General features: G+C 35.2%; 25 protein-coding genes and 1 pseudogene. 24 read left to right on the top strand and 2 right to left on the bottom strand.

What is annotated here, in order from left to right:
• Positions 1–10: 10 nt before the first annotated feature.
• Positions 11–634, bottom strand: a complete 624-nt coding sequence (gene lexA, locus FC86_RS05805; RefSeq protein ID WP_056975124.1) for a transcriptional repressor LexA — start codon at positions 632–634, stop codon at positions 11–13.
• A gap of 81 nt (positions 635–715) precedes the next feature.
• Here lexA and FC86_RS05800 point away from each other — a divergent pair, with 81 nt between their 5' ends.
• The gene (locus tag FC86_RS05800; protein ID WP_056975123.1) at positions 716–958 is read left to right on the top strand and encodes a DUF896 domain-containing protein; all 243 of its coding nucleotides are present in this window, start codon (positions 716–718) and stop codon (positions 956–958) included.
• Positions 959–1,022: 64 nt separating this feature from the next.
• Complete coding sequence (locus FC86_RS05795; protein ID WP_056975122.1) at positions 1,023–1,244, top strand: YneF family protein; 222 nt, start codon at positions 1,023–1,025, stop codon at positions 1,242–1,244.
• A 21-nt stretch (positions 1,245–1,265) separates the two neighbouring features.
• Here the strand turns inward: FC86_RS05795 and FC86_RS05790 are convergent, their stop codons facing one another.
• Positions 1,266–1,889 (bottom strand): lysophospholipid acyltransferase family protein, encoded by a 624-nt coding sequence (locus tag FC86_RS05790; RefSeq protein ID WP_056975121.1) that lies wholly within the window; start codon positions 1,887–1,889, stop codon positions 1,266–1,268.
• 76 nt (positions 1,890–1,965) lie between these two features.
• Between FC86_RS05790 and FC86_RS05785 the strand changes: the two genes are divergently transcribed.
• The 22 genes and pseudogenes from FC86_RS05785 to dnaK all read left to right on the top strand — a co-directional run bounded on the left by FC86_RS05785 (position 1,966) and on the right by dnaK (position 25,767).
• Positions 1,966–2,706, top strand: coding sequence for a tRNA1(Val) (adenine(37)-N6)-methyltransferase (locus FC86_RS05785; RefSeq protein WP_338033321.1), 741 nt, complete (start codon positions 1,966–1,968; stop codon positions 2,704–2,706).
• Positions 2,651–2,986, top strand: a complete 336-nt coding sequence (locus FC86_RS06685; RefSeq protein ID WP_056975119.1) for a GIY-YIG nuclease family protein — start codon at positions 2,651–2,653, stop codon at positions 2,984–2,986. Before FC86_RS05785 ends, FC86_RS06685 begins: the two co-directional genes overlap by 56 nt.
• Before the next feature lie 154 nt (positions 2,987–3,140).
• Entirely contained in the window at positions 3,141–3,884 is a 744-nt protein-coding gene (gene rpsB, locus FC86_RS05775; RefSeq protein ID WP_056975118.1) for a 30S ribosomal protein S2, read from the top strand.
• A 38-nt stretch (positions 3,885–3,922) separates the two neighbouring features.
• Entirely contained in the window at positions 3,923–4,804 is an 882-nt protein-coding gene (tsf, locus tag FC86_RS05770) for a translation elongation factor Ts (RefSeq protein WP_056975117.1), read from the top strand.
• Positions 4,805–4,901: 97 nt separating this feature from the next.
• Positions 4,902–5,627 carry a UMP kinase gene (gene pyrH / locus FC86_RS05765; RefSeq protein ID WP_056975116.1) on the top strand — a complete coding sequence of 242 codons (726 nt, stop codon included), beginning with the start codon at positions 4,902–4,904 and terminating at the stop codon, positions 5,625–5,627.
• A gap of 2 nt (positions 5,628–5,629) precedes the next feature.
• Positions 5,630–6,187 (top strand): ribosome recycling factor, encoded by a 558-nt coding sequence (gene frr / locus FC86_RS05760; RefSeq protein ID WP_056975115.1) that lies wholly within the window; start codon positions 5,630–5,632, stop codon positions 6,185–6,187.
• Between the two features lie 27 nt (positions 6,188–6,214).
• Positions 6,215–6,925 (top strand): isoprenyl transferase, encoded by a 711-nt coding sequence (locus tag FC86_RS05755; RefSeq protein WP_056975114.1) that lies wholly within the window; start codon positions 6,215–6,217, stop codon positions 6,923–6,925.
• 29 nt (positions 6,926–6,954) lie between these two features.
• Entirely contained in the window at positions 6,955–7,731 is a 777-nt protein-coding gene (locus FC86_RS05750) for a phosphatidate cytidylyltransferase (RefSeq protein ID WP_056975113.1), read from the top strand.
• Positions 7,732–7,760: 29 nt separating this feature from the next.
• Positions 7,761–9,017, top strand: a complete 1,257-nt coding sequence (rseP, locus tag FC86_RS05745; protein ID WP_056975254.1) for an RIP metalloprotease RseP — start codon at positions 7,761–7,763, stop codon at positions 9,015–9,017.
• 20 nt (positions 9,018–9,037) lie between these two features.
• Entirely contained in the window at positions 9,038–10,732 is a 1,695-nt protein-coding gene (locus FC86_RS05740) for a proline--tRNA ligase (RefSeq protein WP_056975112.1), read from the top strand.
• A gap of 3 nt (positions 10,733–10,735) precedes the next feature.
• Complete coding sequence (locus FC86_RS05735; protein ID WP_056975111.1) at positions 10,736–15,052, top strand: PolC-type DNA polymerase III; 4,317 nt, start codon at positions 10,736–10,738, stop codon at positions 15,050–15,052.
• A 101-nt stretch (positions 15,053–15,153) separates the two neighbouring features.
• A complete protein-coding gene (gene rimP, locus FC86_RS05730; RefSeq protein ID WP_056975110.1) occupies positions 15,154–15,627 on the top strand; it encodes a ribosome maturation factor RimP in 474 nt (157 codons plus the stop codon).
• Positions 15,628–15,642: 15 nt separating this feature from the next.
• Positions 15,643–16,749, top strand: a complete 1,107-nt coding sequence (gene nusA, locus FC86_RS05725; RefSeq protein ID WP_056975109.1) for a transcription termination factor NusA — start codon at positions 15,643–15,645, stop codon at positions 16,747–16,749.
• Between the two features lie 20 nt (positions 16,750–16,769).
• A complete protein-coding gene (gene rnpM, locus FC86_RS05720) occupies positions 16,770–17,069 on the top strand; it encodes an RNase P modulator RnpM (RefSeq protein WP_056975108.1) in 300 nt (99 codons plus the stop codon).
• Entirely contained in the window at positions 17,066–17,380 is a 315-nt protein-coding gene (locus FC86_RS05715; protein WP_056975107.1) for a ribosomal L7Ae/L30e/S12e/Gadd45 family protein, read from the top strand. The genes rnpM and FC86_RS05715 overlap by 4 nt, the downstream gene beginning before the upstream one ends.
• Before the next feature lie 690 nt (positions 17,381–18,070).
• Positions 18,071–19,912 (top strand): annotated as a pseudogene (gene infB / locus FC86_RS05710) (translation initiation factor IF-2); the annotation flags it as partial.
• A 14-nt stretch (positions 19,913–19,926) separates the two neighbouring features.
• Positions 19,927–20,274 carry a 30S ribosome-binding factor RbfA gene (gene rbfA / locus FC86_RS05705; protein ID WP_056975105.1) on the top strand — a complete coding sequence of 116 codons (348 nt, stop codon included), beginning with the start codon at positions 19,927–19,929 and terminating at the stop codon, positions 20,272–20,274.
• Positions 20,275–20,326: 52 nt separating this feature from the next.
• A complete protein-coding gene (truB, locus tag FC86_RS05700; RefSeq protein ID WP_056975104.1) occupies positions 20,327–21,229 on the top strand; it encodes a tRNA pseudouridine(55) synthase TruB in 903 nt (300 codons plus the stop codon).
• 19 nt (positions 21,230–21,248) lie between these two features.
• The gene (ribF, locus tag FC86_RS05695) at positions 21,249–22,193 is read left to right on the top strand and encodes a riboflavin biosynthesis protein RibF (RefSeq protein WP_056975103.1); all 945 of its coding nucleotides are present in this window, start codon (positions 21,249–21,251) and stop codon (positions 22,191–22,193) included.
• 102 nt (positions 22,194–22,295) lie between these two features.
• Complete coding sequence (hrcA, locus tag FC86_RS05690; RefSeq protein WP_056975102.1) at positions 22,296–23,351, top strand: heat-inducible transcriptional repressor HrcA; 1,056 nt, start codon at positions 22,296–22,298, stop codon at positions 23,349–23,351.
• Positions 23,352–23,362: 11 nt separating this feature from the next.
• Positions 23,363–23,905, top strand: a complete 543-nt coding sequence (gene grpE, locus FC86_RS05685) for a nucleotide exchange factor GrpE (protein ID WP_420836000.1) — start codon at positions 23,363–23,365, stop codon at positions 23,903–23,905.
• A 26-nt stretch (positions 23,906–23,931) separates the two neighbouring features.
• A complete protein-coding gene (gene dnaK / locus FC86_RS05680) occupies positions 23,932–25,767 on the top strand; it encodes a molecular chaperone DnaK (protein ID WP_056975100.1) in 1,836 nt (611 codons plus the stop codon).
• Positions 25,768–25,825 lie beyond the last annotated feature (58 nt).

Genomic DNA, 25,825 nt, shown 5'->3' with positions numbered 1-25,825 from the left:
AATTGTTTTTTTAAATTATTGAGCGGTACAAACTTATTACTTTGCCTAAGATTTTAATATTGTCAATTTGAATGTCTGACATTGAATCATTTTCTGGGTGCAAAACAACTTTAGTTTGTTTTTTATAAAAACGTTTTAAAGTAGTTTCATTGTCTTCTGTTAAAGCAACAACGATGTCGCCGTTTTGCGCGCTAGTTTGTGATTTAACAAATACATAGTCACCTGGACAAATATGAGCATTGATCATGCTATTGCCCTTAACTTCTAAAATAAATAATTCATTTTTTAAATGTTCCAAATGTGGTGGAATAGGAAAATAATCACTAATTGTCTGATCAAAAGTATAAGCAGGTTCACCAGCAACAACTTCTCCTATAATGGGGATAGCTTCTTCTTTTACGTTTAAACGTTCTTTTCCTAGGTCTGTAATGCGAATAGCACGAGTTTTGTTGCCTTCTTTTGTAATAAACCCGTCTGCTTCTAATTTTTTTAGGTGGCTATGAACAGTGGAAGTGGAGGCGAGGTTAACATGTCGAGCAATTTCGCGTACGCTGGGTGCATATTGATTATCTAAAATGGTATAATAAAGATAATTTAAAATTTCCAGTCGTTTATTTTCTTTGATGTTAGCCATTTAATTACTCCCTTAATATTGTTAAAATAAGGATAGCACATCAAATAATAAATAAACAATCATAAAAAAGAGGTTATTGCTATGAGTCAAAATCAAGAAAGAATCGATCGTATTAATGAATTGGCTAAAAAACGAAAAGAAGCTGGATTAAGTGAAGCAGAAGAAATGGAACGAAAGAAACTTCACCGTGAATATATTGCTGATTTTCGCGCAGGATTTAAACAACAAATTGAAAATATGAAAATCATCGATAAGAGTGGTAAAGAAGTAACTTCTGAAAAAGCAAAAGAAGCACAAAGAAGAAAAGGTTTACGTGAAGATTAGTTGCCAAATTTCTAAATTTTTGTGTAAAATAATATAATGTAACTAATAAACGGAGGTGCATAGTATGAATTTAGGACTTGCGATTTTATTAATTGTGATTGCCCTAATCGGTGGACTAGTCTTAGGTTTCTTCTTGGCTAGATCTTACATGAAGAAATATTTACAAGACAATCCGCCAATCAGTGAAGATATGATTCGCTCAATGATGGCACAAATGGGACAAAAACCGTCATCTAAGAAATTGAACCAAGTAATGGCAAATATGCGTTCAAAAAACAATAAATAAAAAAGTAGCTAGATTATCTAGCTACTTTTTTTGTTTGGTAATGTATTTGAAATTAGGATTAGTTTCTTGATCAATAGCATTCCAATGGTTTTGAATATCTCGATCTAATTGTTGGTTAAATTCATCTGTTAATTTTTGTTTTTTATCAATATAGATAGGGTCACCGAAGGTGATTGACATTTTTTGACGCTTGAAAACACCACTCATTTTTAAGGGACCCTGATAAACAGCGGGAACTAAGGGAACACTAGCCATTTTAGCAATCACACCGGCTCCAGCTTTCACATCATTAGAATAACGTGATCCTGTTGGAAACATGATTAAGCTAAGCTCTGTATTCCTTAAATTTTTAACTGGAATTTTAATAACAGAGGGGCCGGGATTTTGACGGTCAACACTAAATCCGTGGGAATGATTTAAGACAAATCTTAAAATTGGATTTTTGAATAATTCTTTTTTTGCCATAAACATAAATTCCTTTGGACTAGCTGCTAAAGCAAAGATAATGGGTTCCCACCAAGTTCTATGCGGAGCAATTAAAATATAATTACCCTCAGGCAATCTTTCTTTATGCAGAACCAGCGGTCGACCATTTATAATGAAGAATATTGCACGTGCAACAACACGAATAAATCGATAAAACATATTATCACCTTTCTTTTAACCATGTTATTATAACAAAAAAACAGTTTAACTGACATTTGAAAAGGAAATGACATTTATGATACTTTATGAAAACGAAGAAATTAACCATCTATTCGATGAAAAGATTAAAATTATCCAAAACAAAACAGTCTTTTCTTTTTCTTTAGACACAATCTTACTAGCTTATTTTACACAGATTAAGAAGAATAGCAAAATTGCTGATTTATGTTCGGGAAATGGGGCAGCAAGTTTGTTTTTGACACATTATTATAAAAAAGCGCAAATTGATGCTGTTGAAATCCAATCAGATATTGCTGAAATGGCAAAACGTTCAGTCGCATTAAATGAGTTAAGTGAACAAATTACCGTTTATAATAGGGATGCAAAAGAGGCAACAGATTTTTTGAAGAAAGATAGTTATGATGCAGTGATTTGTAATCCGCCGTATTTTGAACTAGATTCTGGACATAAGGTCAATCCCAACGAACAATTGGCGATTGCTAGACATGAAATTATGATCAATCTAGAAGATATTATTAAAACTGCATCAGGCCTGCTCAAAACTAAAGGAAAACTTTTTATGGTTCACCGACCTGACCGATTAACCGAAATGATTACTTTGATGGCTAAGTATGATCTGATGCCTCGGAAAATCCAATCAGTTATTCCAAAAAAAGGACGAGAAGCTAACATTGTTTTGGTAGAAGCAATGGCTAAAGGTTCAATGACAGGTGTTAAACTGTTGCCAGAAATTGTGGTTCATGAAACTGATAATAATTATACTGAATTTATTCAAAGGATTTTGGCAGGTGAATAGGATTAAGTATTATTTTTATGTGCTAAGGTGTTGTGATCAGACTTACTATGGAGGGTTTACAACTAATTTGTCAAAAAGGCTAGCTACGCACAATGCTAAAAAAGGAGCTAAATACACACGAGCTAGAGTTCCAGTTCGCGTTATTTATTACGAAACGTATGAGACCAAATCACAAGCTTTAAAGCGAGAAGCCTGGTTTAAAAAGAAGACTAGAAAGCAAAAACAGAGTTTCTTGAAAGCACATCATAGTTTCGCGCCTTATTTTAATAAAAATAGTTGAACCAATCAAAAATATAGGGTATAATTTGATAGTTGCAAAAAGCAGCAAACCACATCAGTAGTAAATTTTTGATAAGGTGCTTTTAATTAAAGTTTTATCAAAGAGATATAAAACTGCTGAGAGGAATAAAAAAACCAAATGGAGGAATTTATTTATGTCAGTAATCAGCATGAAACAATTACTTGAATCAGGTGTACATTTTGGTCACCAAACAAGACGTTGGAATCCAAAAATGAAACCTTATATCTTTACAGAAAGAAACGGAATCTATATCATCGACCTACAAAAAACAGTTCGTATGGTTGAAGATGCTTACAACTACGTTAAAGCAGTTGCAGCAGATGACGGTGTATTTCTTTTTGTTGGTACTAAAAAACAAGCTCAAGATGCAATTGCAGAAGAAGCAACACGTGCAGGTCAATTCTACATCAATCACCGTTGGTTAGGTGGAACATTGACTAACTGGGATACAATTCAAGGTCGTATCAAACGTCTTAAAGAAATCAAAGCTATGGCTGAAGATGGTACATTTGACGTACTTCCTAAAAAAGAAGTTGCATTGTTAAACAAACAACGCGAAAGACTTGAAAGATTCCTTGGTGGTATCGAAGATATGCCAAGAATTCCAGATGTATTATTCATCGTTGACCCTCGCAAAGAAAGAATTGCAGTTAAAGAAGCTCAAAAACTTAACATTCCTATCGTTGCTATGGTTGATACAAACAGTGACCCAGATGAAATTGATGTAATCATTCCATCTAACGATGACGCTATTCGTGCCGTACGTTTAATTACAAGTAGCATGGCTGACGCTGTTATCGAAGGTAAACAAGGTGAAGACCAAGCAATCGATGAAGCTTCATTTGAAAAAGAAGAAGCAAAATCAGAAGAAAAATAATTTTAATTAACTTGAAAATTTAATAGGAGGTATTTGACATGGCTGGTATTACAGCGGCTCAAGTAAAAGAACTTCGTGAAAAAACCGGTGCTGGTATGATGGACGCTAAAAAAGCGCTTGTTGCTACAGACGGTGACATGGACCTAGCAATCGACGAACTTCGTAAAAAAGGTGCTTTAAAAGCAGCTAAGAAGAGTGATCGCGTTGCTGCTGAAGGTTTAGCAGATGTTGAATTTAGTGGAAACACTGCAGCAATGGTTGAAGTTAACTCAGAAACAGACTTTGTTTCATCAAACGATCGTTTCGTATCTTTTGTTAAAGATGTAGCTGGTAAAATTGCTGAAGCTCAACCTGAATCAGTTGAAGCAGCAATGGCTTTACCATACAACGAAAATGGTACAGTTCAAGACGAAGTTACAAACCTAACATCTGTTATTGGTGAAAAAATTAGTTTCCGTCGTTTTAACCTAGTGAAAAAAGAAGACAACCAAGTATTTGGTGCTTACTTACACAATGGCGGAACAATCCTAGCACTTGTAACATTAGAAGGTGCTGACGAACAAACAGCTAAAGACGTTGCAATGCACGTTGCAGCTATTAATCCTAAGTTTGTTTCACGTGACGACGTTCCTTCAGAAGTTTTAGAACATGAAAAAGCAGCTTTCACTGAAGAAACTAAAAACGAAGGAAAACCTGAAAAGATTATTCCAAAAATCGTTGAAGGTCGTATGAACAAATTCTTATCAGAAATTAGTTTAGTAGACCAAGAATTCGTTAAAGATCCTGACCAAACAGTTCAACAATTCGTTGAATCTAAGGGCGGAAAAGTAATTAACTTTGTTCGTTATGAAGTCGGCGAAGGAATCGAAAAGAAAGCTGATAACTTTGTTGAAGAAGTTATGAGTCAAGTTAGAAAATAACAAAATTTTAACACCGTTGAGGTGTTATTTTTTTGGAAAAAATACGATTTAATACTTTAAATATGATAAAATGTTATCAGTATAGTAGGAGGATTCCATGAGTTCAATTAATTATAAACGAGTTGTTTTAAAGGTTAGTGGTGAAGCTTTAGCCGGTAAAGATGGTTTTGGGATTAATCCTGAAATCATTGAAAGTTTAGCCGAAGAAATTAAGTCAGTTCATGAACTGGGTGTAGAAATTTCAATTGTTGTAGGCGGTGGAAATATTTGGCGTGGAGAAACCGGTGCTAAATTAGGTATGGAACGTTCGCAAGCCGACTACATGGGAATGCTAGCAACTGTTATGAACAGTTTAGCTTTACAAGATGGTCTAGAATCTGTAGGCGTGCCAACGCGTGTTCAAACAGCGATTGAAATGCGTCAAATTGCAGAACCTTATATCCGTCGTCGTGCAATCCGTCATCTTGAAAAACATCGTGTGGTTATCTTTGCTGCTGGAACTGGTAATCCTTACTTTTCAACTGATACTGTTGCAGCACTTAGGGCTGCTGAAATGGACGCAGAAGTTATTTTGATGGCTAAAAATAATGTTGATGGTGTTTACTCAGCAGATCCAAAACAAGACCCAGATGCTGTTAAATTTGATGAGCTATCACAGTCAGATATGATTAATAAAGACCTTCGAGTAATGGATATGACAGCGAGCTTCTTATCAATGGATAACGATATTCCATTAATCGTTTTTAATATTAACGAACCAGGAAATATTGAGCGTGTTGTACTCGGAGAAGATATTGGAACAAAAATTCGCGGAGGAAAATAATAATGCAAAATCAAGCAACGACTAATGCTAAAGAATCAATGAAAAAAAGCGTACAAGTGTATCAACATGAAATCGGAAATGTTCGTGCAGGTAAGGCTAATGCAAGTATTTTAAACCCAGTTAAAGTTAACTATTATGGGGCACCAACACCATTGAATCAAATGGCATCTGTAACAATTCCAGAAGCTCGTGTTTTGATGGTTTCACCTTACGACAAGTCATCATTAGGTGATATTGAAAAAGCTATTTTAGCTTCTGATTTAGGATTGAACCCTGCTAATGATGGTGATGTTATTCGTTTGGTTATTCCTCAACTAACTGGTGAACGTCGTCAAGAACTAGCTAAAGAAGTTGGTAAAATTGCTGAGCAAGGAAAAGTTGCTATTCGTAACATTCGTCGCGATGCAATGGAAGATGTTAAAAAACAACAAAAAAATAGCGATATCACAGAAGATGATTTACGTTCGTTAGAAAAAGACATTCAAAAATTAACTGACGATGCAATTAAAGAAATTGAAGAAGCATCCGATGCAAAAAGTGCTGAAATTACCGAAGGTTAAAACTTCGGTTTTTTGATAGGAATACAAATGAAATCACAATCAAGTAATCTCAACCATTTAGCAATTATTATGGACGGAAATGGTCGCTGGGCCAAAAAGCGATTTTTACCAAGAGTCGCTGGACATAAAAAAGGAATGGACAATGTAAAAACTATTACAAAAGCAGCTAGTCATCTAGGTATCAGAGTTTTAACTCTATATGCTTTTTCAACTGAAAATTGGGGACGTCCAACCGAAGAAGTGGGCTATCTAATGAAATTACCAGCGCTATTTTTTGATAAATTTATGCCAGAATTGATGGCAGAAAATGTTCGAGTAAACGTTATGGGGTTTTTGGACGAATTACCCCAATCAACTTATGATGTTGTGATGAAAGCGGTTGACCAAACAAGTAATAATACAGGATTAGTTTTGAATTTTGCATTAAATTATGGTGCAAGACGTGAATTAACACAAGCAGTTCAAGAGATAGGCCAGCAAATTCAATTAGGCGAATTAAGCCCCTCTAATGTGACAGAGGATGTGATTGAAAAGCATTTATTAACTAGTCAATTTGAAGATCCTGATTTGTTAATTAGGACAAGTGGTGAACAAAGACTTTCAAACTTTTTACTTTGGCAATTAGCTTATACCGAGTTTGCCTTCACAGATAAAAGTTGGCCAGACTTCTCTAAAGAAGACTTGACTGATATTATCGAGGACTTTTCTAAGCGTCATCGACGTTTTGGTAAATTATAATAGTCCAAAAAGAAAGAAGAGACGTGCTAATGAAGATACGTGTATTGACGGCGCTAGTTGCTTTGGCAATCGCGATTCCTTTAGTTTATTTTGGGGGGATTTATTTAACGATTATTATGGCGATTTTGAGTATTATTGCCATGGCTGAAATTTACATGATGAAAAAACGAGTTTTAGTTTCCGTAGACTTTATATTGGCTGCTTTATCTGCAGTTTCTTTGACTGTTTTTGATCAAAACTTGCCGATGGACCGTTATCGAGTATTCTTACTTTTAATGGTTTTATTACTAGGGTTAACTATTGTTGACTCCAATCGATTCAATTTTGAAGATGTTGGTGTTATCGCCATTACATCGTTATATGTTGGACAAGGATTCCATTACTTTTTACAAGCTAGAGCATCTGAAAAAGGACTGGCACTAGTTGGTTTATTATTGGTGATAATTTGGATTACAGATAGTGGAGCTTATCTAGTTGGGAGAACAATAGGTAAACATCCACTGTATAAACCGATTAGTCCCAATAAAACGATTGAAGGTTCTGTGGGTGGGGTTGTTGTCGCAATTTTAGCAGCACTACTATATACTAGCCTTGTGCCATTAAATATGTCATGGATACAAATAGTCATTATGAGCGGCTTATTATCAATAGTTGGTCAAATTGGTGACTTAGTAGAATCGGCTTACAAACGTTTTTATCGAGTCAAGGATAGTGGGACGATTCTACCAGGTCACGGTGGAATTTTGGACCGTTTTGATAGCCTATTGTTTGTATTGCCTATTGCCTATTTAATTGGATTATTTTAAAAAGAACAGGAGTCAAAGAGTAAATGCAGATGCTTGGAATTCTTATATTTCTTATCATTTTTGGGATTTTAGTGGTCGTCCATGAATTTGGGCACTTTATTGTAGCTAAAAAGTCAGGCATTCTTGTCCGTGAATTTTCTGTCGGAATGGGACCAAAATTATTTCAAAAATTACACAAAAATACAACTTATACTGTTAGATGGTTGCCGTTAGGTGGTTATGTTAGATTAGCTGGTCCAGATGACACGGCAAAAATTGATCCCGGATCAATGGTATTACTTCAATTGAATGAAAAAGGACAAGTCGTCCGTATTAATACTACATCGGATGATATTTCTTTTGACGGTATTCCCGTTCAGGTAAAAAAAGCTGATTTAGAAGACACACTTTATATTGAGGGCTTTGAAAATGGCGATGAGGAAAAGTTAAGACACTTTGATGTTATTCATGATGCCACGATTATTGAAGAAAACGGAACAGAACTTCAAATTGCACCAAGGGATGTTCAAATGCAGTCTGTTTCGGTTTGGAAGAAAATCGCAACCAACTTTGCGGGTCCTTTCAATAACGCATTGTTAACCTTGGTTGTTTTTATGATTTATGCTTTTGTTTCAGCCGGTGCACCAACAACAGTAGTTAATAACTTCTCACAAAACTCACCTGCACAAACAGCTGGAATTGAAAAAGGGGATAAAATAGTCAAAGTTGATCAACAAAATATTGCGTCAACAACAGATATTCAACAATATCTTAGCACCACAAAAAATGAACAGGTAACAGTTGAGATTGAACGTAACGGACAAAGTGTTCAAAAAACAGTTACACCACAAACAATTACTGAAAATGAAACTAATTATCGTTTGTTGGGATTAACATTTGATGTTGATGGCTCATTTTCAGCTCGTATTAATCAAGGTTGGAATTTAACAACTAATACAGCAACTTTAATTTTCAAAGGTGTCAAAAGCTTAGTTACTGGCTTTAGCTTGAATAAGTTGTCTGGACCGGTTGGTATCTATAAGCAAGCTTCAGATTTATCTAACCAAGGATTTTTAAGTATTTTGTATTTCTTGGGTGCAATATCGATTAACTTAGGAATTATGAATTTATTACCAATTCCAGGATTGGATGGTGGTAAATTACTACTTAACCTGTATGAATTACTTCGTGGAAAACCAGTTTCACAAGAAAAAGAAGTGATTATTAATATCGTAGGTGTGGTTATTTTATTCGCATTAATCATTGCTGTAACCGGAAACGATATTTATCGCTATTTTATTAAATAAGTAACTTAGTTGGAGGAACTATGAAACAATCTAAATTTTTTATGCCAACCTTAAAAGAAACACCTTCTGATGCTGAAGCTGTCAGCCATCAGTTAATGTTACGTGGTGGTTATGTACGCCAAGTCACTGCCGGTGTTTATTCTTATTTACCATTGGCAAATCGTGTATTATCAAAAGTATCACAAATCATCCGTGAAGAAATGGAAGCAATTGATTCAAGCGAAATGATGATGCCAGAATTATTACCTGCTTCATTATGGCAAAAATCTGGTCGTTATGATTCTTATGGACCTAACTTATTTAAATTGAAAGATCGCCATGAACGTGACTTTATCTTAGGTCCTACACATGAAGAAACATTTACTGAAATTGTCGCTCAAGAAATTAAAAGTTACAAACGCTTACCATTTTCATTATTCCAAATTCAAACTAAGTTCCGTGATGAAAATCGTCCAAGATTTGGACTACTTCGTGGTCGTGAATTTATTATGAAAGATGGTTACAGCTTTGCAAGTAACTACGAACAACTTGATCAACAATACGAAGATATGAAGAATGCTTACCTTAAAATCTTCGCTAGAACTGGCGTAGAAGTTAAGCCGATTATTGGTGATGCTGGTGCAATGGGTGGATCTGATTCACTAGAATTTGGTGCTCCTGCAGCTATTGGTGAAGATACAATTGTTTATACTGATTCAGGCTATGCTGCTAACATTGAAATGGCTTCAAGTTATTTTGTCAAAGAAGAAAACAACGCACCATTACAAGACGTTGAAAAAGTAGCCACACCTAATATCAAGACTATTGCTGACTTAGCAGACTTCTTAAAAATTAGCGAAAAAGACATTGTCAAAAGTGTTGTTTATATTGCAGATGAAACACCTGTTCTTGTTTTAATTAGAGGTGATCAAGAAGTTAACGAAGTGAAGTTGAAGAACTTATTACAAGTTGAAGACTTACGCTTAGCAACTAATGATGAACAATTTGAATTAACACAAGTAAAAGCTGGTAGTATTGGACCTGTTGGACAAAATTTTGCTAAAGAAGTTATTGCTGACTGCAATGTTCAAAATATGGCAAACTTCGTTGTAGGAGCTAATGAAACAGGCTTCCAACTTAAAAATATTAACTTAAACCGTGACTTTACGCCTGATAATTTTGCAGATATTACTGTTGTTAAAGAAGGAGAATTAGATCCGACTGGAAAAGCTGAGTTGAAATTTACTCGTGGTATTGAAATTGGTCATATCTTTAAATTAGGAACACGGTACTCAGAAGCAATGAATGCTAAGTTCTTAGATGAAAATGGTAAAGCTCAACCTGTCATTATGGGGTCATATGGAATCGGTGTTTCAAGATTGCTTTCTGCCATTATTGAACAGCACCATGATGACCGTGGTATCCTATGGCCTAAAGAAGTAGCACCTTTTGAAGTACATCTTATTCAAATGAAAATGAATAATGACGAACAAACACAGATTTCTGAAAAGATGTATCAAGACTTACAAAGTAAATTTGAAGTTTTATATGATGATCGTGCAGAACGTCCAGGTGTAAAATTTGCAGATGCTGATTTACTAGGTGCACCGTTCCGTGTCATTATTGGTAAAAAAGCTGCTGAAGGAATTGTAGAAGTTAAAAATAATCAAACAAAAGAAGCAGTGGAACTTCAAATTTCTGAAGTTGCAAATTATTTAAAAAACGAAATAGGGTAAAACATGTCTAAAGAAAATCAACTATTTTTAAATTTATTAAATCAAGTTAAGTTTAATCAATTAGTTGCTGATGGATTTTCTGAAAATGATAGTTTTTATCAAGGTCAAATAAAAAAAGTGGATGTCTACCAACAAGAAAGAAAGTGGATTTTCCACCTTTTTTTTCCTAAAAAAATATCATTTTCAGCCTATCAACTATTGAAACAAGCGGTTACACAGGAACTCTCTAGCTTTGTAGAACCAGAGTTGGTTGTTGCCTTCGGTGAAAAGTCAGATGCTATTGATAATGATTATTATCAAGATATTATTGAACACCATCTTACAAGTTCATCTATGATTAAACGTATTTTATTGAACTCAAAATCTGACTATCAAAATCGGGTTTTAACTTTGAAACTAGAAAATGCAGTCAGTCAAGCTATGATTACAGATGATGTGTTAGTTGAACTAACAGAGTTACTGCAACAACACGGTTTTTTAGTTGATCAAATTAAAATAACAGTGATTGATGAAGCGCAATCTTTAAAAAACCTGGACAGTCTGTACCAACAGCAACAACAATTTGAGCAGTCGCTTGAGCACGAAGCTCACAAACAACAAGCTGCACCGAAAAAACAAACCGTTACAAGTTCACAAACATCATTAGGTAATCCCATTTCACCTAAGTCACAATTTCAACAGTTAAAAGATATTCAAGAAGAACAACAAGATGTTGTTATTGAAGGACATTTATTTGATGTGGAAGTTCGTAGTTTACGTAATGATAATAAAATGTTGATTGCTAAGATAACGGATTACAGCGACTCAATCACAATTAAAAAATTCCCTCGAAATCAACAAGAAACAGCTGTTTTTGAAAACATCAAACCCGGGATGTGGGCCCGTGTTAAGGGACAAACACAAAACGACAAATACAGTCAAGAATTAACTATCATGATTAAGGATTTTGAGGTTTTTGAAAAACCAGAACGTCAAGATACTTATGATGGGGAAAAGAGGGCAGAACTTCATCTTCATACGACAATGAGTCAAATGGATGCTACTAATTCAATTAAAGAATATGTTCAAGCTGCGGCTAGATTTGGCCATAAAGCAATTGCAGTAACTGATCATGCAGGTGCACAAGCTTTTCCTGAAGCACACGCAGCCGGTCAAGCCAATGATGTCAAAATTTTGTACGGACAAGAAGCAAACTTTGTTGATGATAGCAAAAATTTGCTCGTTCAAAATCCAATCAGTTTAGATGCCCAATCGGCTGATTATGTTATTTTTGATGTTGAAACGACTGGTTTGTCAGCTGTTTATGATCAAATCATTGAAATTGGTGCTGTTCGAATGAAAAATGGGGAGATCATTGAACGATTCGATGAATTTATTAATCCTCATGAAGCATTATCTACAACAACGATTAATTTAACTAGTATCACAGATGATATGGTGGAACAAGCCGATGATGAAAAAGACGTTTTGACTCGTTTTGTTAAGTTTATGTCAGAGTCAGAAGCAATAGCTGGGCACAATGTATCATTTGATATCGGCTTTTTAAACGCTGCACTTGTAAGGTCTGGTTTTAAAAAGGTGTCCATTCCTGTTATTGATACGCTAGAATTATCACGATTACTTCATCCAGAGCAAGGCCGCCACACGCTGGATACATTATCTAGAAAGTATCAAATCACCCTTGAACACCATCACAGAGCCGATAGTGATGCTGAAGCAACCGGTTACTTGTTGTACAAATTGATGACGGTCTTCGACAATCAATTTGGTGAAACTAATTTAGATAACTATAATCAACATAAAAATCCGCATTTAACCTATAAAAGAGCCCGTCCAAGCCATATGACTATCTTGGCAAAAACACAATCTGGATTAAAAAATTTATTTAAGCTCATTTCGATGGCTAACATTAAGTACTATTATCGAACACCTCGTTTGCCTAAATTCCTGCTTGATGATTATCGAGAAGGATTATTAATTGGAAGTGGTTGTGCAGATGGTGAAGTATTCACTGCAATGATGCAAAAAGGATATGAAGAGGCTAAACAATTAGCGAAATATTATGATTATCTAGAAATTCAACCGCCGAGTGCCTACAGCTATTTAATTGAGCGTGAATTAATTCGTAATCAAGCAGATTTGCAAGATATCCTAAAAAATATGATTAGACTTGGCCAAGAATTAGATAAGCCTGTTGTTGTAACAGGGGATGTGCATTACTTGAATCCAGAAGATCATATTTATCGCGAAATTCTAATATCTTCTATCAAGAGTAGTCCACTACGTCATCAAAATCTTCCCGATTTACATTTTAGAACAACACAAGAAATGTTTGATGAGTTTAACTTTTTAGATGAACAAACTGCTTATCAAGTAATTGTTGCTAATCCTAATCGTATTGCTGAATCAACAGAAGACATTGTTCCTGTTAAAGATAAACTGTATACGCCAATTATGGAGCATTCTGAAGAAGAGATTCGAGAATTATCTTATAATAAAGCTTACGAACTATATGGCAATCCATTACCTCAAATTGTTGAAGACCGTATTGAACACGAATTAAAAAGTATTATTGGAAATGGATTCAGTGTTATCTATTTGATTTCCCAAAAACTAGTGTATAAATCTAATAAAGATGGTTATTTAGTTGGATCACGGGGTTCTGTTGGATCGAGTTTTGCAGCAACAATGACGGGAATCACAGAAGTAAATCCGCTACCTCCACATTATCGCTGTGCTAGTTGTAAGTATTCCGAATTTTATACTAAAGGTGAATATGGATCGGGATATGATTTGCCTAATAAAAAATGCCCAAACTGTGACAAAGAATTAGTTAAAGATGGTCATGATATTCCATTTGAAACTTTCTTAGGATTTAAAGGAGACAAAGTTCCAGATATTGATTTGAACTTCTCCGGAGATTATCAACCTGTTGCACATAATTACACCAAAGTTTTATTTGGTGAAGACAGTGTATTTAGAGCAGGGACTATTGGAACTGTGGCTGATAAAACAGCATTTGGTTATGTTAAACATTATGAGGAAGAAAAAGAGCTTGATTTAAGAACGGCTGAAGTTGAACGTTTGGCTAAAGGATCGACAGGCGTTAAACGAACAACCGGTCAACACCCCGCTGGTATTATTGTCGTACCTGATTATATGGATATTTATGATTTCACACCTATTCAATATCCAGCAGATGACCAAAGTTCAACATGGAAAACAACTCACTTTGATTTTCACTCGATTCATGATAATATCTTAAAACTTGACATTTTAGGTCATGATGATCCAACAATGATTAGAATGCTACAAGATTTAAGTGGAATTGATCCATTAACCATTCCAACGAATGACCCGGGTGTTATGGCATTGTTTTCTGGAACCGATTCTATTGGTGTCACACCTGAACAGATTAATTCAAAAACAGGAACATTAGGTGTACCTGAATTTGGGACGAAGTTTGTTAGGGGGATGCTTGAAGATACTAAGCCAACGACTTTTGCTGAGTTATTACAAATTTCAGGTCTATCTCACGGAACTGACGTGTGGCTTGGTAATGCATCTGATCTTGTTGATAGTGGACAAGTTACTTTAAAAGAAGTTATCGGATGTCGTGATAATATTATGCTTGATTTAATCCACTGGGGGATGGAATCTCAAACAGCCTTCCAAATTATGGAACGTGTTCGTAAAGGTAAGGGTATTCCTGAAGAGTGGCAAGAGTTAATGCGTGACAATCCTAATATCCCTAGTTGGTACATCGATTCGTGTTTGAAGATTAAGTACATGTTTCCAAAGGCTCATGCGACAGCTTATGTCATGATGGCTCTACGAATTGCTTATTTCAAAGTACATTATCCAACTATTTACTATGCCGCATACTTTAGTGTGAGAGCAAGTGACTTTGATTTAGTAGCCATGTCAAATGGTAAGAACTCAGTTAAAGAAGCTATGCAAGAAATTAGTGCAAAAGGTAATGATGCGACAGCCAAAGATAAAAGTTTAATGACTGTTCTTGAACTTGCCAATGAGTGCTTAGAACGAGGTATTAAAATCAAAATGGTGGACGTTGAAAAATCAGCAGCTCAAGATTTCACTATTTTAGATGACAATACCTTACTCGCACCGTTTAACGCTGTTCCTGGTTTAGGGGACAATGTAGCAAAACAAATTGTTGCAGCACGAGCTGATAAGAAATTCTTATCACAAGAAGATTTGGCAACAAGAGGAAAAGTTTCTAAGACAATTATGGGCTATTTTGAAGAAAATGGTGTTCTGGAAGGGCTACCCGAACAGAACCAATTGTCACTTTTTTAAATTGATTTAGGGGCTTAAATATGCTAAAATTTAGTCATTGGATGGTTCTTAGTTCGAGTGAGCAGAAATGCTCACTCTTTTTATTGCAATAGGAGGATTATGTGGCTGAGATTACAGAAATTGTTGAATCTTTAGTTACACCAATCGTTGACGAAAAAGGTTACGAACTAGTCGACGTTGAGTACATTAAAGAAAAATCAACACGTTATTTAAGAATTTATGTCAATAAATCTGGTGGGATTGATATTGAAGAAGTCGCACAGGTAAGTGAACAATTAAGTGAAAAACTTGATGAACTTAATCCTGATCCTTTTCCAGAGCCTTATATGTTAGAAGTCTCTTCACCAGGTGTTGAAAGACCTATCAAAAAAGAAAAAGACTGGGAAAGTGCGATTGGTGAATACATCAATGTTAGTTTATACCGTGCTTTTGAAGGCGAAAAAGTATACGAAGGTTTTTTGATTAGTAAAGATGAGTCATTTGTTACTTTAGAAATCAAAATTAAAACACAACGTAAACAACTCTCAATTCCAACGGATATTGTGGCAAAAGCAAGATTTGCGATTGAGTTTTAGAAGGGGACGTATTTCATGTCAAAAGAAATGTTAAGCGCCTTTGAGGCACTTGAAAAAGAAAAAGGAATCAAAAAAGAAGTCATCATCGATGCACTAGAGGCAGCATTAGTTTCGGCATATAAACGAAACTACAACAAAGCTCAAAATGTTGAAGTGATTTTTGATGAAAAGAAAAGCGACATTAAAGTATATGCTTTGAAAGAAGTAGTTGAAGAAGTTTTTGATGATAGATTGGAAATTAGCTTCCCAGATGCATTGAAAATTAATAAAGCATATGAATTAGGTGATGTTTTAAAATTTGAAGTAACACCTAAGGATTTTGGGCGTATTGCTGCACAGACTGCTAAACAAGTTATTATGCAACGCGTACGTGAAGCAGAAAGAACAAATATCTTTGATGAATACTCACAGTATCAAGATGAAGTTGTTCAAGGAGAAGTACAAAGACAAGATAATAAGTTTGTTTATATGAATGTTGGCCGTGTTGAAGCATTAATGTCACGAGCTGACCAAATGCCAAATGAAACTTATAAACCACATGATCGCATTAAAGTGTTAGTATCTAAAGTAGATAACACAACAAAAGGACCACAAGTTTTCGTTTCTCGTACACACGCTGACCTAGTTAAACGTTTATTCGAACGTGAAGTTCCTGAAATTTATGATGGAACAGTAGAAATTGTATCAATTGCTAGAGAAGCCGGTGACCGTACTAAGATGGCTGTTCGTTCAGATAACAAAAACATCGATGCAGTCGGAACTTGTGTAGGTCAAAAAGGTGCCCGAGTTCAAACAATTGTTGACGAACTAGGCGGCGAAAATATGGACATCATTAACTATGAAGAAGATCCTTCGGATTATATTGCAAATGCTTTGAATCCAGCAGAAGTTATTGCTGTTCAGTTTGACGAAGCTCAAAACAGTTGTCTGGTGATTGTGCCAGATTATCAATTATCATTAGCTATTGGTAAACGTGGACAAAATGTTCGTTTAGCAGCTAGACTTACAGGATATAAAATTGATATTAAAGCTGAGTCAGAGGTTGAATTTGTCGAAGACCCCGAAGTAGCTGACTCAAACTCTGATTCATCTAACGATACTTCAGAAAATACTGAAGAATAATCTTTGAGTAGGTGATAACTATGAAAAAACGTAAGGTTCCAATGCGTCGAGATTTACTGACTAATGAAATGGTACCTAAAAAAGAGTTAGTACGTGTTGTGTTAGATAAAGAAGGTAATTTAAGCATTGACCCAACCGGGAAGAAACCTGGTCGTGGGGCCTATGTTTCATTGAAGCCAGATAATATTCAAATAGCTAAAGATAAACAAGTTTTGAACCAATCTTTGAGAATCAAAGTAGATGATGGGTTTTATGACGAGTTGTTTGAATATGTTGATCATCAAAAAGCCAGAAAAGAGTTATTTGGAGATAAAAAGTGATTGATAACCGTCAAAAAGTGTTAAATTTGCTAGGTTTAGCACAAAAATCTCAAAATTTAATCTCTGGTGCACCACAAGTAATTGAAGGTATTAGAAATTCTTCGGTGCAGTTGGTTTTTTTAGCGACAGATACAGCTAAAAATAATCAAAAAGATATTACTAATAAAGCAAGTTATTATAAGGTTCCTATCATTACAGACTTTACCAGCCATGACTTTGAACAAGCTATTGGTAAAAATCGTAAAATACTAGCTATCTGTGATAAGGGATTTAGTCAAGCAATACAAAAATACTATAGTGAAGAAGTGTGATGCTGATGACAAAAATATAATCGCATCATGCTTGCTTTGCGAAAATAAGAAAGGAATGACCATTCTTTGACCTCAAATCAAAATAATAATCATTCAACAAACCAACAAAACGAGCACAAGCCAACAAAAATTAAAATGAGTGCTGTTAGAAAGCGCAACACTAACAACAATCAGAACCAAAGTAACTCTAATAATTCTAATAACTCTAATAACTCAAGTAATAACAAAAATAGTTATTCAAAAAATCGTAGTAACCAAAATAATCAAAATCAAGATCGTCGTAATAACAGACCTAATTCAAATCAAAAATCCAATAGTACACCTAGACCCAAAGCTGGTTTAAAACATTTGGAAGAACTCAAAGAAAAACAGCGTCAAGATACAAATAAGAAACCACGTAGTAATAATCGTGGTGGACAAAATGGTCGCCCAAATCAAAAAAACAATGAGCGTAAAAGTAGTAGTGACCGTTCTTCAAGTAATGGTCGTCCAAACAACCGTCCTCAAAGTAATAATGGCGGTGGAAACTACAAGAAGAATAACGATCGTAATCAAAATCAAACACGTCGAAATACATTGCCTAATATTCCTGCTGCACCAGAACCTGTGCAAAATGAGTCTGAAAACCGTAATCGTAAACGTGTTGATCACAAGAAAAATGTCAATTCAAAAAACAACTGGCGAAATAATAAGAAAAAGAACAATAGACATCAAGAACAAAATGTTCACCTTAAAAATAAAAAACCTATGCCACAAAGAAAAGAAAAGCCATTGCCAGAAGTATTGGTTTTCGAAGATGGCATGAATGCACAAGACTTAGGTAAGCTATTACACCGTGAACCAGCAGAAGTTGTTAAAAAGCTATTCATGTTAGGTGTGATGGTTAACCAAAACCAATCACTTGATAGCGATACAATTGAGCTTATCGCAACTGATTATGGTATTAATTCAAAAGAAAAAGAACATGAAGATATTTCAGATATTGATAAGATTTTTGATGCTGAAAATAATAGTACAGAAAACCAAACACCAAGACCACCTGTAATTACAATTATGGGACATGTTGACCACGGTAAAACAACTTTACTTGATCATTTGCGTAATACACACGTTACAGATGGCGAAGAAGGTGGAATTACTCAACATATTGGTGCTTACCAAGTTGACACTAACGACCGTTTAATTACCTTCTTAGATACACCTGGACATGCTGCTTTTACAAACATGCGTGCTAGAGGTGCTGACATTACTGATATCATCATTTTAGTTGTTGCAGCAGATGATGGGGTTATGCCACAAACTAAAGAAGCAATTAATCATGCTAAAGCGGCTGGTGTGCCAATTATTGTAGCTGTTAACAAAATTGACAAACCTGATGCAAACCCTAACCATGTAATGGAACAATTGATGGGATATGAATTAATTCCTGAAGATTGGGGTGGATCAACAATCTTCGTGCCAATTTCTGCTAAAACCGGTGAAAATGTTGATGACTTACTTGAAATGATCTTATTACAAGCCGATGTTATGGAATTAAAAGCAAATCCTGAACAAAAAGCAGTTGGTACAGTTATTGAAGCGCGTCTTGATAAAGGTAAAGGTTCAGTGGCATCACTACTTGTACAACAAGGTACGCTTCGTGTCGGAGATCCTATCGTTGTAGGTAATACTTTTGGTCGTGTTCGTGTTATGACAAATGATCGTGGTCGTCGTGTAAAAGAAGCGCACCCATCAGAACCAGTTGAAATTACAGGTCTAAATGGTGTGCCAAACTCAGCTGATCGCTTTGCAGTTTTTGCAGATGAAAAAACTGCTCGTGCAGCTGGTGAAGAACGTGCAAAACGCGCATTGGTTGAAGAACGTAACAATAACAGCCGTGTGACATTAGATAACTTGTTTGATACGATGAAAGAAGGCGAATTGAAACAAGTTGATGTTATTATTAAGGCCGATGTACAAGGTTCTGCTGAAGCTTTAGCTGGATCACTTCAAAAGATTGAAGTTGAAGGTGTTAAAGTAAACATCGTTTATTCTGGTGTAGGTGCTATTAATGAAAGTGATGTCACATTAGCTACTGCAAGTAATGCTATCGTTATTGGATTTAACGTACGTCCAACACAACAAGTGAGAAAACAAGCTGAAACTGAAAACGTTGACATCCGTTTATATGGTGTTATCTATAAAGCTATCGATGAAATTGAATCAGCGATGAAGGGTATGCTAGATCCTGAATTCCAAGAAAAAATCACAGGTAACTTAATTGTTCGTGAAACTTTCCACGTTTCAAAACTAGGAACAATTGCCGGTGCGTTTGTAACGGGTGGTTCAATTCAACGTGACAGTGGTGTAAGATTAATCCGTAATGGTATTGTTATCTATGAAGGAAAACTAGCTTCACTTAAACGTTTTAAAGATGACGCAAAAGAAGTAAATCAAGGCTTTGATTGTGGTTTAATGATTGAAAATTATAATGACATTAAAGTTGATGATGAAATTGAAGCTTATGTTATGGAAGAAGTTCCTGTTAAATAAGAGGGGGAATTCCAGTGAAACATCGTATTGAGCGTGTACAACAAGAAATTTTAAGAGAAGTTACATCAGTAATTCGTAAAAATGTTAAGGATCCTCGTGTTCAAGATGTTACTATTACTGATGCTGATTTGACAGGAGACTTATCGCAAGCTACTATTTATTACAGTATTTTGTCTGATAAAGCCTCTGACAATCAAAAAGTTGAAGAAGGACTTAAAAAATCAACTGGTTTAATTCGTCGAGAAGTCGGACGCAATTTGACAACGTTTAAAGTTCCTGAATTAGTCTTTAAAAAAGATGATTCTGTTGCTTATGGTGCCAAAATTGACTCTTTAATTCGTCAATTAAATCAAAAAGACTAGAAAACGCCATTTTATGGCGTTTTTTTTATAATAAAGGATGGTTAAGTAAGATATGTTAAGTGGTGTGATTGTTTTATATAAAACTAAGGGGATGACAAGTACCGACTGCGTTCGTGATATGCGTCGAGTTCTTCAAATGAAAAAAGTAGGCCATGGTGGGACTTTGGACCCATCAGTGGAAGGAATCTTGCCCATTGCGATTGGACAAGCAACTAAAATTATCGATTTGATGCAGACTCACAATAAAACCTACATTGGGGAGGCTATATTGGGATTTGAAACTGATACTGAAGATTTAGATGGCGAAGTAATTAAATCTCAACCTATTGAAGAACCCTATTCAGAAGAAGTTATCGAAGAAGCAATGGAACAGTTGACTGGTGATATTGAACAATTACCACCGATGTACTCATCAATCAAGGTAAAAGGACGTCGTCTGTATGACTATGCAAGAAATAATATTTCTGTAGAACGTCCCATGCGTCATATTCACGTGTCGAAGTATACTAAAACTAGTCACTCAATATATGACAAAGAGAGTAAACAGCAACGCTTTAAGTTTGAGATAACTTGTGCTAAAGGAACTTATGTTAGAACTTTAGTGAAGCAATTAGGTGATATTTTAGGTGTTCCAGCAGTTATGAGTTCTTTAATTCGTGCTAAAAGTGCAGGATTTGGCCTGAAAGATGCAGTTTTATTGGAAACTCTGAAAGAAAATCCAGAAAAAGCATCTGACTACATAGTTCCTCTTGAACGTTTTTTTGAAGACCAGCCAACTTATAACCTAAGCGATAAGGAATTTGAAATGGTGCAAAATGGTGCAAAACTTAACTTTCCGGTTGACGTAGAACGCTTGTGTTTGTATCATAATCGAAAAATCAAGGCAATTTATAAAAAAGATGTTAAACATCCGCCTCTTTATCGGCCAGAAATGATGTTGCTCCAAAATAGTTAGCCAAAAAGGAGGATATAAGATGTATAGTTATCAACTTGATTATCCAATAAAAAGTCACATTATAGAACCTGATGGCATCGTTTTAGTTTTAGGTTTCTTTGACGGAGTTCACTTAGGACATCGTAAATTAATTGAAACAGGTAAAAAGATCGCAGATAAAAAAGGGTTAAAGTTAGGTATTATGACAATGAACGCCCATCCAAGCCAAATCTATGGTTCTGAACAAACATCTGTACCATTAATTATGACAACTAGTGAAAAAAAGAAAATAATGGATCAAATAGGTGTGGATATATTTTATGTAGGCAACTTTAACGGTCCATTAGCTAAGGTTCAACCTGATGAATTTGTTAATGATGTTTTGATTAAGATGAATGTTAAAGCAGTTGTAGCAGGTTTTGATTATACATTTGGTCAAAAAGAAGTCGCTAACATGTCGCTGCTTAAACAAAAGGCACAAGGTAAATTTGAAGTCTATGAAGTAGATAGTCAAAATAAGAATGGGAAAAAAATAAGTTCTAGCAGAATTCGCAGGTTAATTGAACAAGGTGATGTTGATCAGGCTAATAATTTACTTGGATCCGTCTATCAAACATCAGGAAAAGTTATTCATGGCTTTAAACGTGGTAGACAGTTAGGATTCCCAACTGCAAATATTGAGTCTAATAATAACAAAGTCAGACTAGCTTCAGGCGTTTATACAGTTAAATTAAGAGTTCAAAATCAGTGGTATCAAGGAATGGCGAGTGTCGGGTATAATATTACATTTGATGATGTGAAGGATTTATCCGTTGAAGTTAATATCTTTGATTTTGATGAGGATATTTATGATGAAATTGTTGATGTCAGGTGGCATCATTATCTTCGCCCAGAAGAGAAATACCCATCAATCAATGCTTTGATCGACCAATTAAAGCAAGATGAAGCTGATAGTAAAGCGTATTTTGAAACTTTAAAAAAATAGCGTGATAATTTTAGCCGTCATCTTGACATTCTGCTATTTAGTTGTTATATTCTAATAGTTAGCACTCGTGATTTAATAGTGCTAATTCGAAGAGGTGACGCTATGTTATCAAAACGACAAGAATTAATATTAAAGATGATTATCAATGTTTTTAACAAAACTCAGCAGCCTGTTGGGTCTAAAACTTTGATGGATGAACTCACGATTCAAGTTTCTTCAGCCACTATTAGAAATGAAATGGCTAAGCTTGAAGAGCTAGGGTTAATCGAAAAAACACATTCATCTTCTGGTCGTGTCCCATCAAATAAGGGATATCGCTATTATCTAGATTACTTATTACAGCCAACAGATATGCCTGAAAACTTGCATGAAAAACTGCAAATGGATTTTAATCAGCAATTTCAAAGAATTGATGATATTGTATCTCGTTCGGCAAAAATATTATCTGATCTGACTAGTTATACTGCTTTTGTAGCTAGTCCTGAAATTCAGTTCTGTAGAATTACTGAGTTTCGTATTGTACCGCTTTCTAATCATCAAATGATGGCTATCTTAGTTACTAGTGATGGTGATGTTAAAAATCAACTTTATCGGTTACCTGATGATGTGTCGGTGAAGGAACTAGAATCATTAGTTAAAAAGATTAATGTGGCAGTTAAAGGCAAGACCTTGCATGAGGTTTCAAGTTACTCTTCTGCAAAGTTCATATCACTGCTAGGTGTTGAAGAAGATACTGCTAGTTTAATTCTCCTTCAATTATTGAAGGATGTTTTCAAACCTGTTGAAACAGATCAGCTATTTGTTAATGGTGAATTAAACTTGTTGAATAACTATTCAAACCTTGATGATTTGGATAATTTAAAATCACTTTATCAACTACTTAGTCATCCAGAGATATTTTCAGATTTGATTCATGAAAATAGTCTAAATAATCCAGCATTTTCAGTTCATGTTCGTTTAGGAGATGAGCTACCGCTTGATTTGCTAAAGGACTACAGTCTATTGACGGCTACATATGAAGTCGGTGACTTTGGAAATGGAATTGTCGCTTTACTAGGGCCAACAAACATGCCATATTCACAGATGATTAGTTTAATGAACTACTTCAAAGAAGAACTTGCAGATCAATTACTAGATTACTATAGCAAGTTTAGATAAGGAGGATGACAGTGTCTAACGAAGAAAAAGATATTAAACAAGAAAATACAACTGAAGAACCTGTTGAAGAAACAACTGAAGAAGTTGTTGAAACCGAAGAACCTTCAGAAGTTGAAAAACTTCAACAAGAGCTTGAGGCAGCACAAGATAAATACTTGCGTTCACAAGCTGAAATCCAAAATATTCAAACACGTCAACAAAAAGAACTCGCTCAATTCAGTAAATATGAAGGTCAAAGCCTCGCAAAAGAAATTTTGCCTGCTTTAGATAATTTACAAAGAGCCTTACAAGTTCAAGCTGATGATGAGGCTTCAAGCCAATTGAAAAAAGGGATTGAATTAACTTATAACGCATTAATAAAGGCTCTAAATGATAAAGGTATTACAGAAGTTGAAGCAGAAGGTGCTACTTTTGATCCAAACTATCACCAAGCTGTTCAAACAGTTGAAGCAACTGAGGACCATCCAAAAGATACAGTTGTGGAAGTTTATCAACCTGGATACTTGTTTAAAGATCGTATTTTAAGACCTGCAATGGTTAGCGTTGCAAACTAAGAAATTCGAAAGGAAGTTATTGATTTATGTCAAAAGTTATTGGTATTGATTTAGGAACAACTAACTCAGCAGTTGCTGTTTTAGAAGGTAAAGAACCAAAGATTATTGCAAACCCAGAAGGTAACCGTACAACGCCTTCTGTTGTTGCTTTTAAAGATGGTGAAATTCAAGTTGGGGAAGTTGCTAAAAGACAAGCAATTACAAACCCAGATACAATTTCTTCTATCAAACGTCATATTGGTGAAGCTGGTTACAAAGTAACAGTTGGTGATAAGTCATACACACCACAAGAAATTTCAGCAATGATTTTACAACACATTAAAAAATTCAGTGAAGACTATCTTGGTGAAGAAGTGACAGATGCTGTTATCACAGTTCCTGCATACTTCAACGATTCACAAAGACAAGCAACAAAAGATGCTGGTAAAATTGCTGGTTTAGACGTTAAACGTATTGTTAATGAACCAACTGCTAGTGCTTTAGCTTACGGTTTAGATAAAGCTGAAGAAGATGAAAAAATCCTTGTTTATGACTTGGGTGGTGGTACATTTGACGTTTCTATCCTTGAATTAGGTGACGGTGTCTTCCAAGTGCTTTCAACAAATGGTGATACTCACTTAGGTGGGGATGACTTTGACGAAGCCATTATGGATTGGTTGATTGCACAATTCAAAGACGAAAATGGTATTGACTTATCTAAAGATAAAATGGCATTACAACGTCTAAAAGATGCAGCTGAAAAGGCTAAAAAAGACTTGTCAGGTGTAACAACAACTCAAATTAGCTTGCCATTTATCTCAGCTGGTGAAGCTGGCCCATTACACTTGGAAACAACTTTAACTCGTGCTAAATTCGATGAAATTACAGCTGAATTAGTTGAAAGAACAAAAATTCCAGTTGAAAACGCATTAAAAGACGCTGGTCTTTCAAAAGATGAAGTAGATAAAGTTATTTTAAACGGTGGTTCAACACGTATTCTTTCAGTTCAAAAAGCTGTTGAAGACTGGACGGGTAAAAAACCTGATCACTCAATCAACCCTGATGAAGCTGTTGCCTTAGGTGCTGCTGTTCAAGGTGGTGTGATTTCAGGTGACGTTAAAGATGTTGTTCTTCTTGACGTAACACCATTATCATTAGGTATTGAAACAATGGGTGGCGTTTCAACTAAATTAATTGAACGTAACACAACAATTCCTACAAGTAAATCACAAGTCTTCTCAACAGCTGCTGACAACCAACCAGCTGTAGACATTCACGTACTTCAAGGTGAACGTCCAATGGCTGCTGATAACAAGACTCTAGGTCGTTTCCAATTAACAGATATTCCACCAGCACCACGTGGTGTTCCTCAAATCGAAGTTAAATTCGATATTGATAAAAACGGTATTGTAAATGTATCTGCTAAAGATTTAGGTACACAAAAAGAACAAAAGATTACAATTCAAAGTTCATCAGGTCTATCAGACGAAGAAATTGAACGTATGACAAAAGATGCTGAAGAAAATGCTGAAGCAGACCAAAAGCGTAAAGAAGAAGTAGACTTACGTAATGAAGTTGATCAACTTATCTTTACAACTGATAAGACATTGAAAGAATTAGATGGTAAAGTTTCTGAAGAAGAAGTTTCAAAAGCTAAAGAAGCTAAAGAAGCTTTAGAAAAAGCACAATCTGACAATGACTTGGAAGCAATGAAAGCTAAAAAAGATGAATTGAACCAAATCGTTCAAGATTTAACAACAAAACTATACCAACAAGCACAAGAAGCTCAACAAGCTCAAGGTGGCGAACAATCAGGTCAATCAAAAGACGATGACACTGTAGATGGTGACTTTCGTGAAGTAGATCCTGATAAAGATAAATAACAATTACGATGAAAAAGTCAAATTGTCAATTTGACTTTTTTCATTTATAGAAATGAAA

The sequence above is a fragment of the Holzapfeliella floricola DSM 23037 = JCM 16512 genome (assembly GCF_001436605.1).
In the GTDB taxonomy this organism is placed as follows: domain Bacteria; phylum Bacillota; class Bacilli; order Lactobacillales; family Lactobacillaceae; genus Holzapfeliella; species Holzapfeliella floricola.
This window is presented reverse-complemented; position numbering and strand designations above follow the sequence as displayed.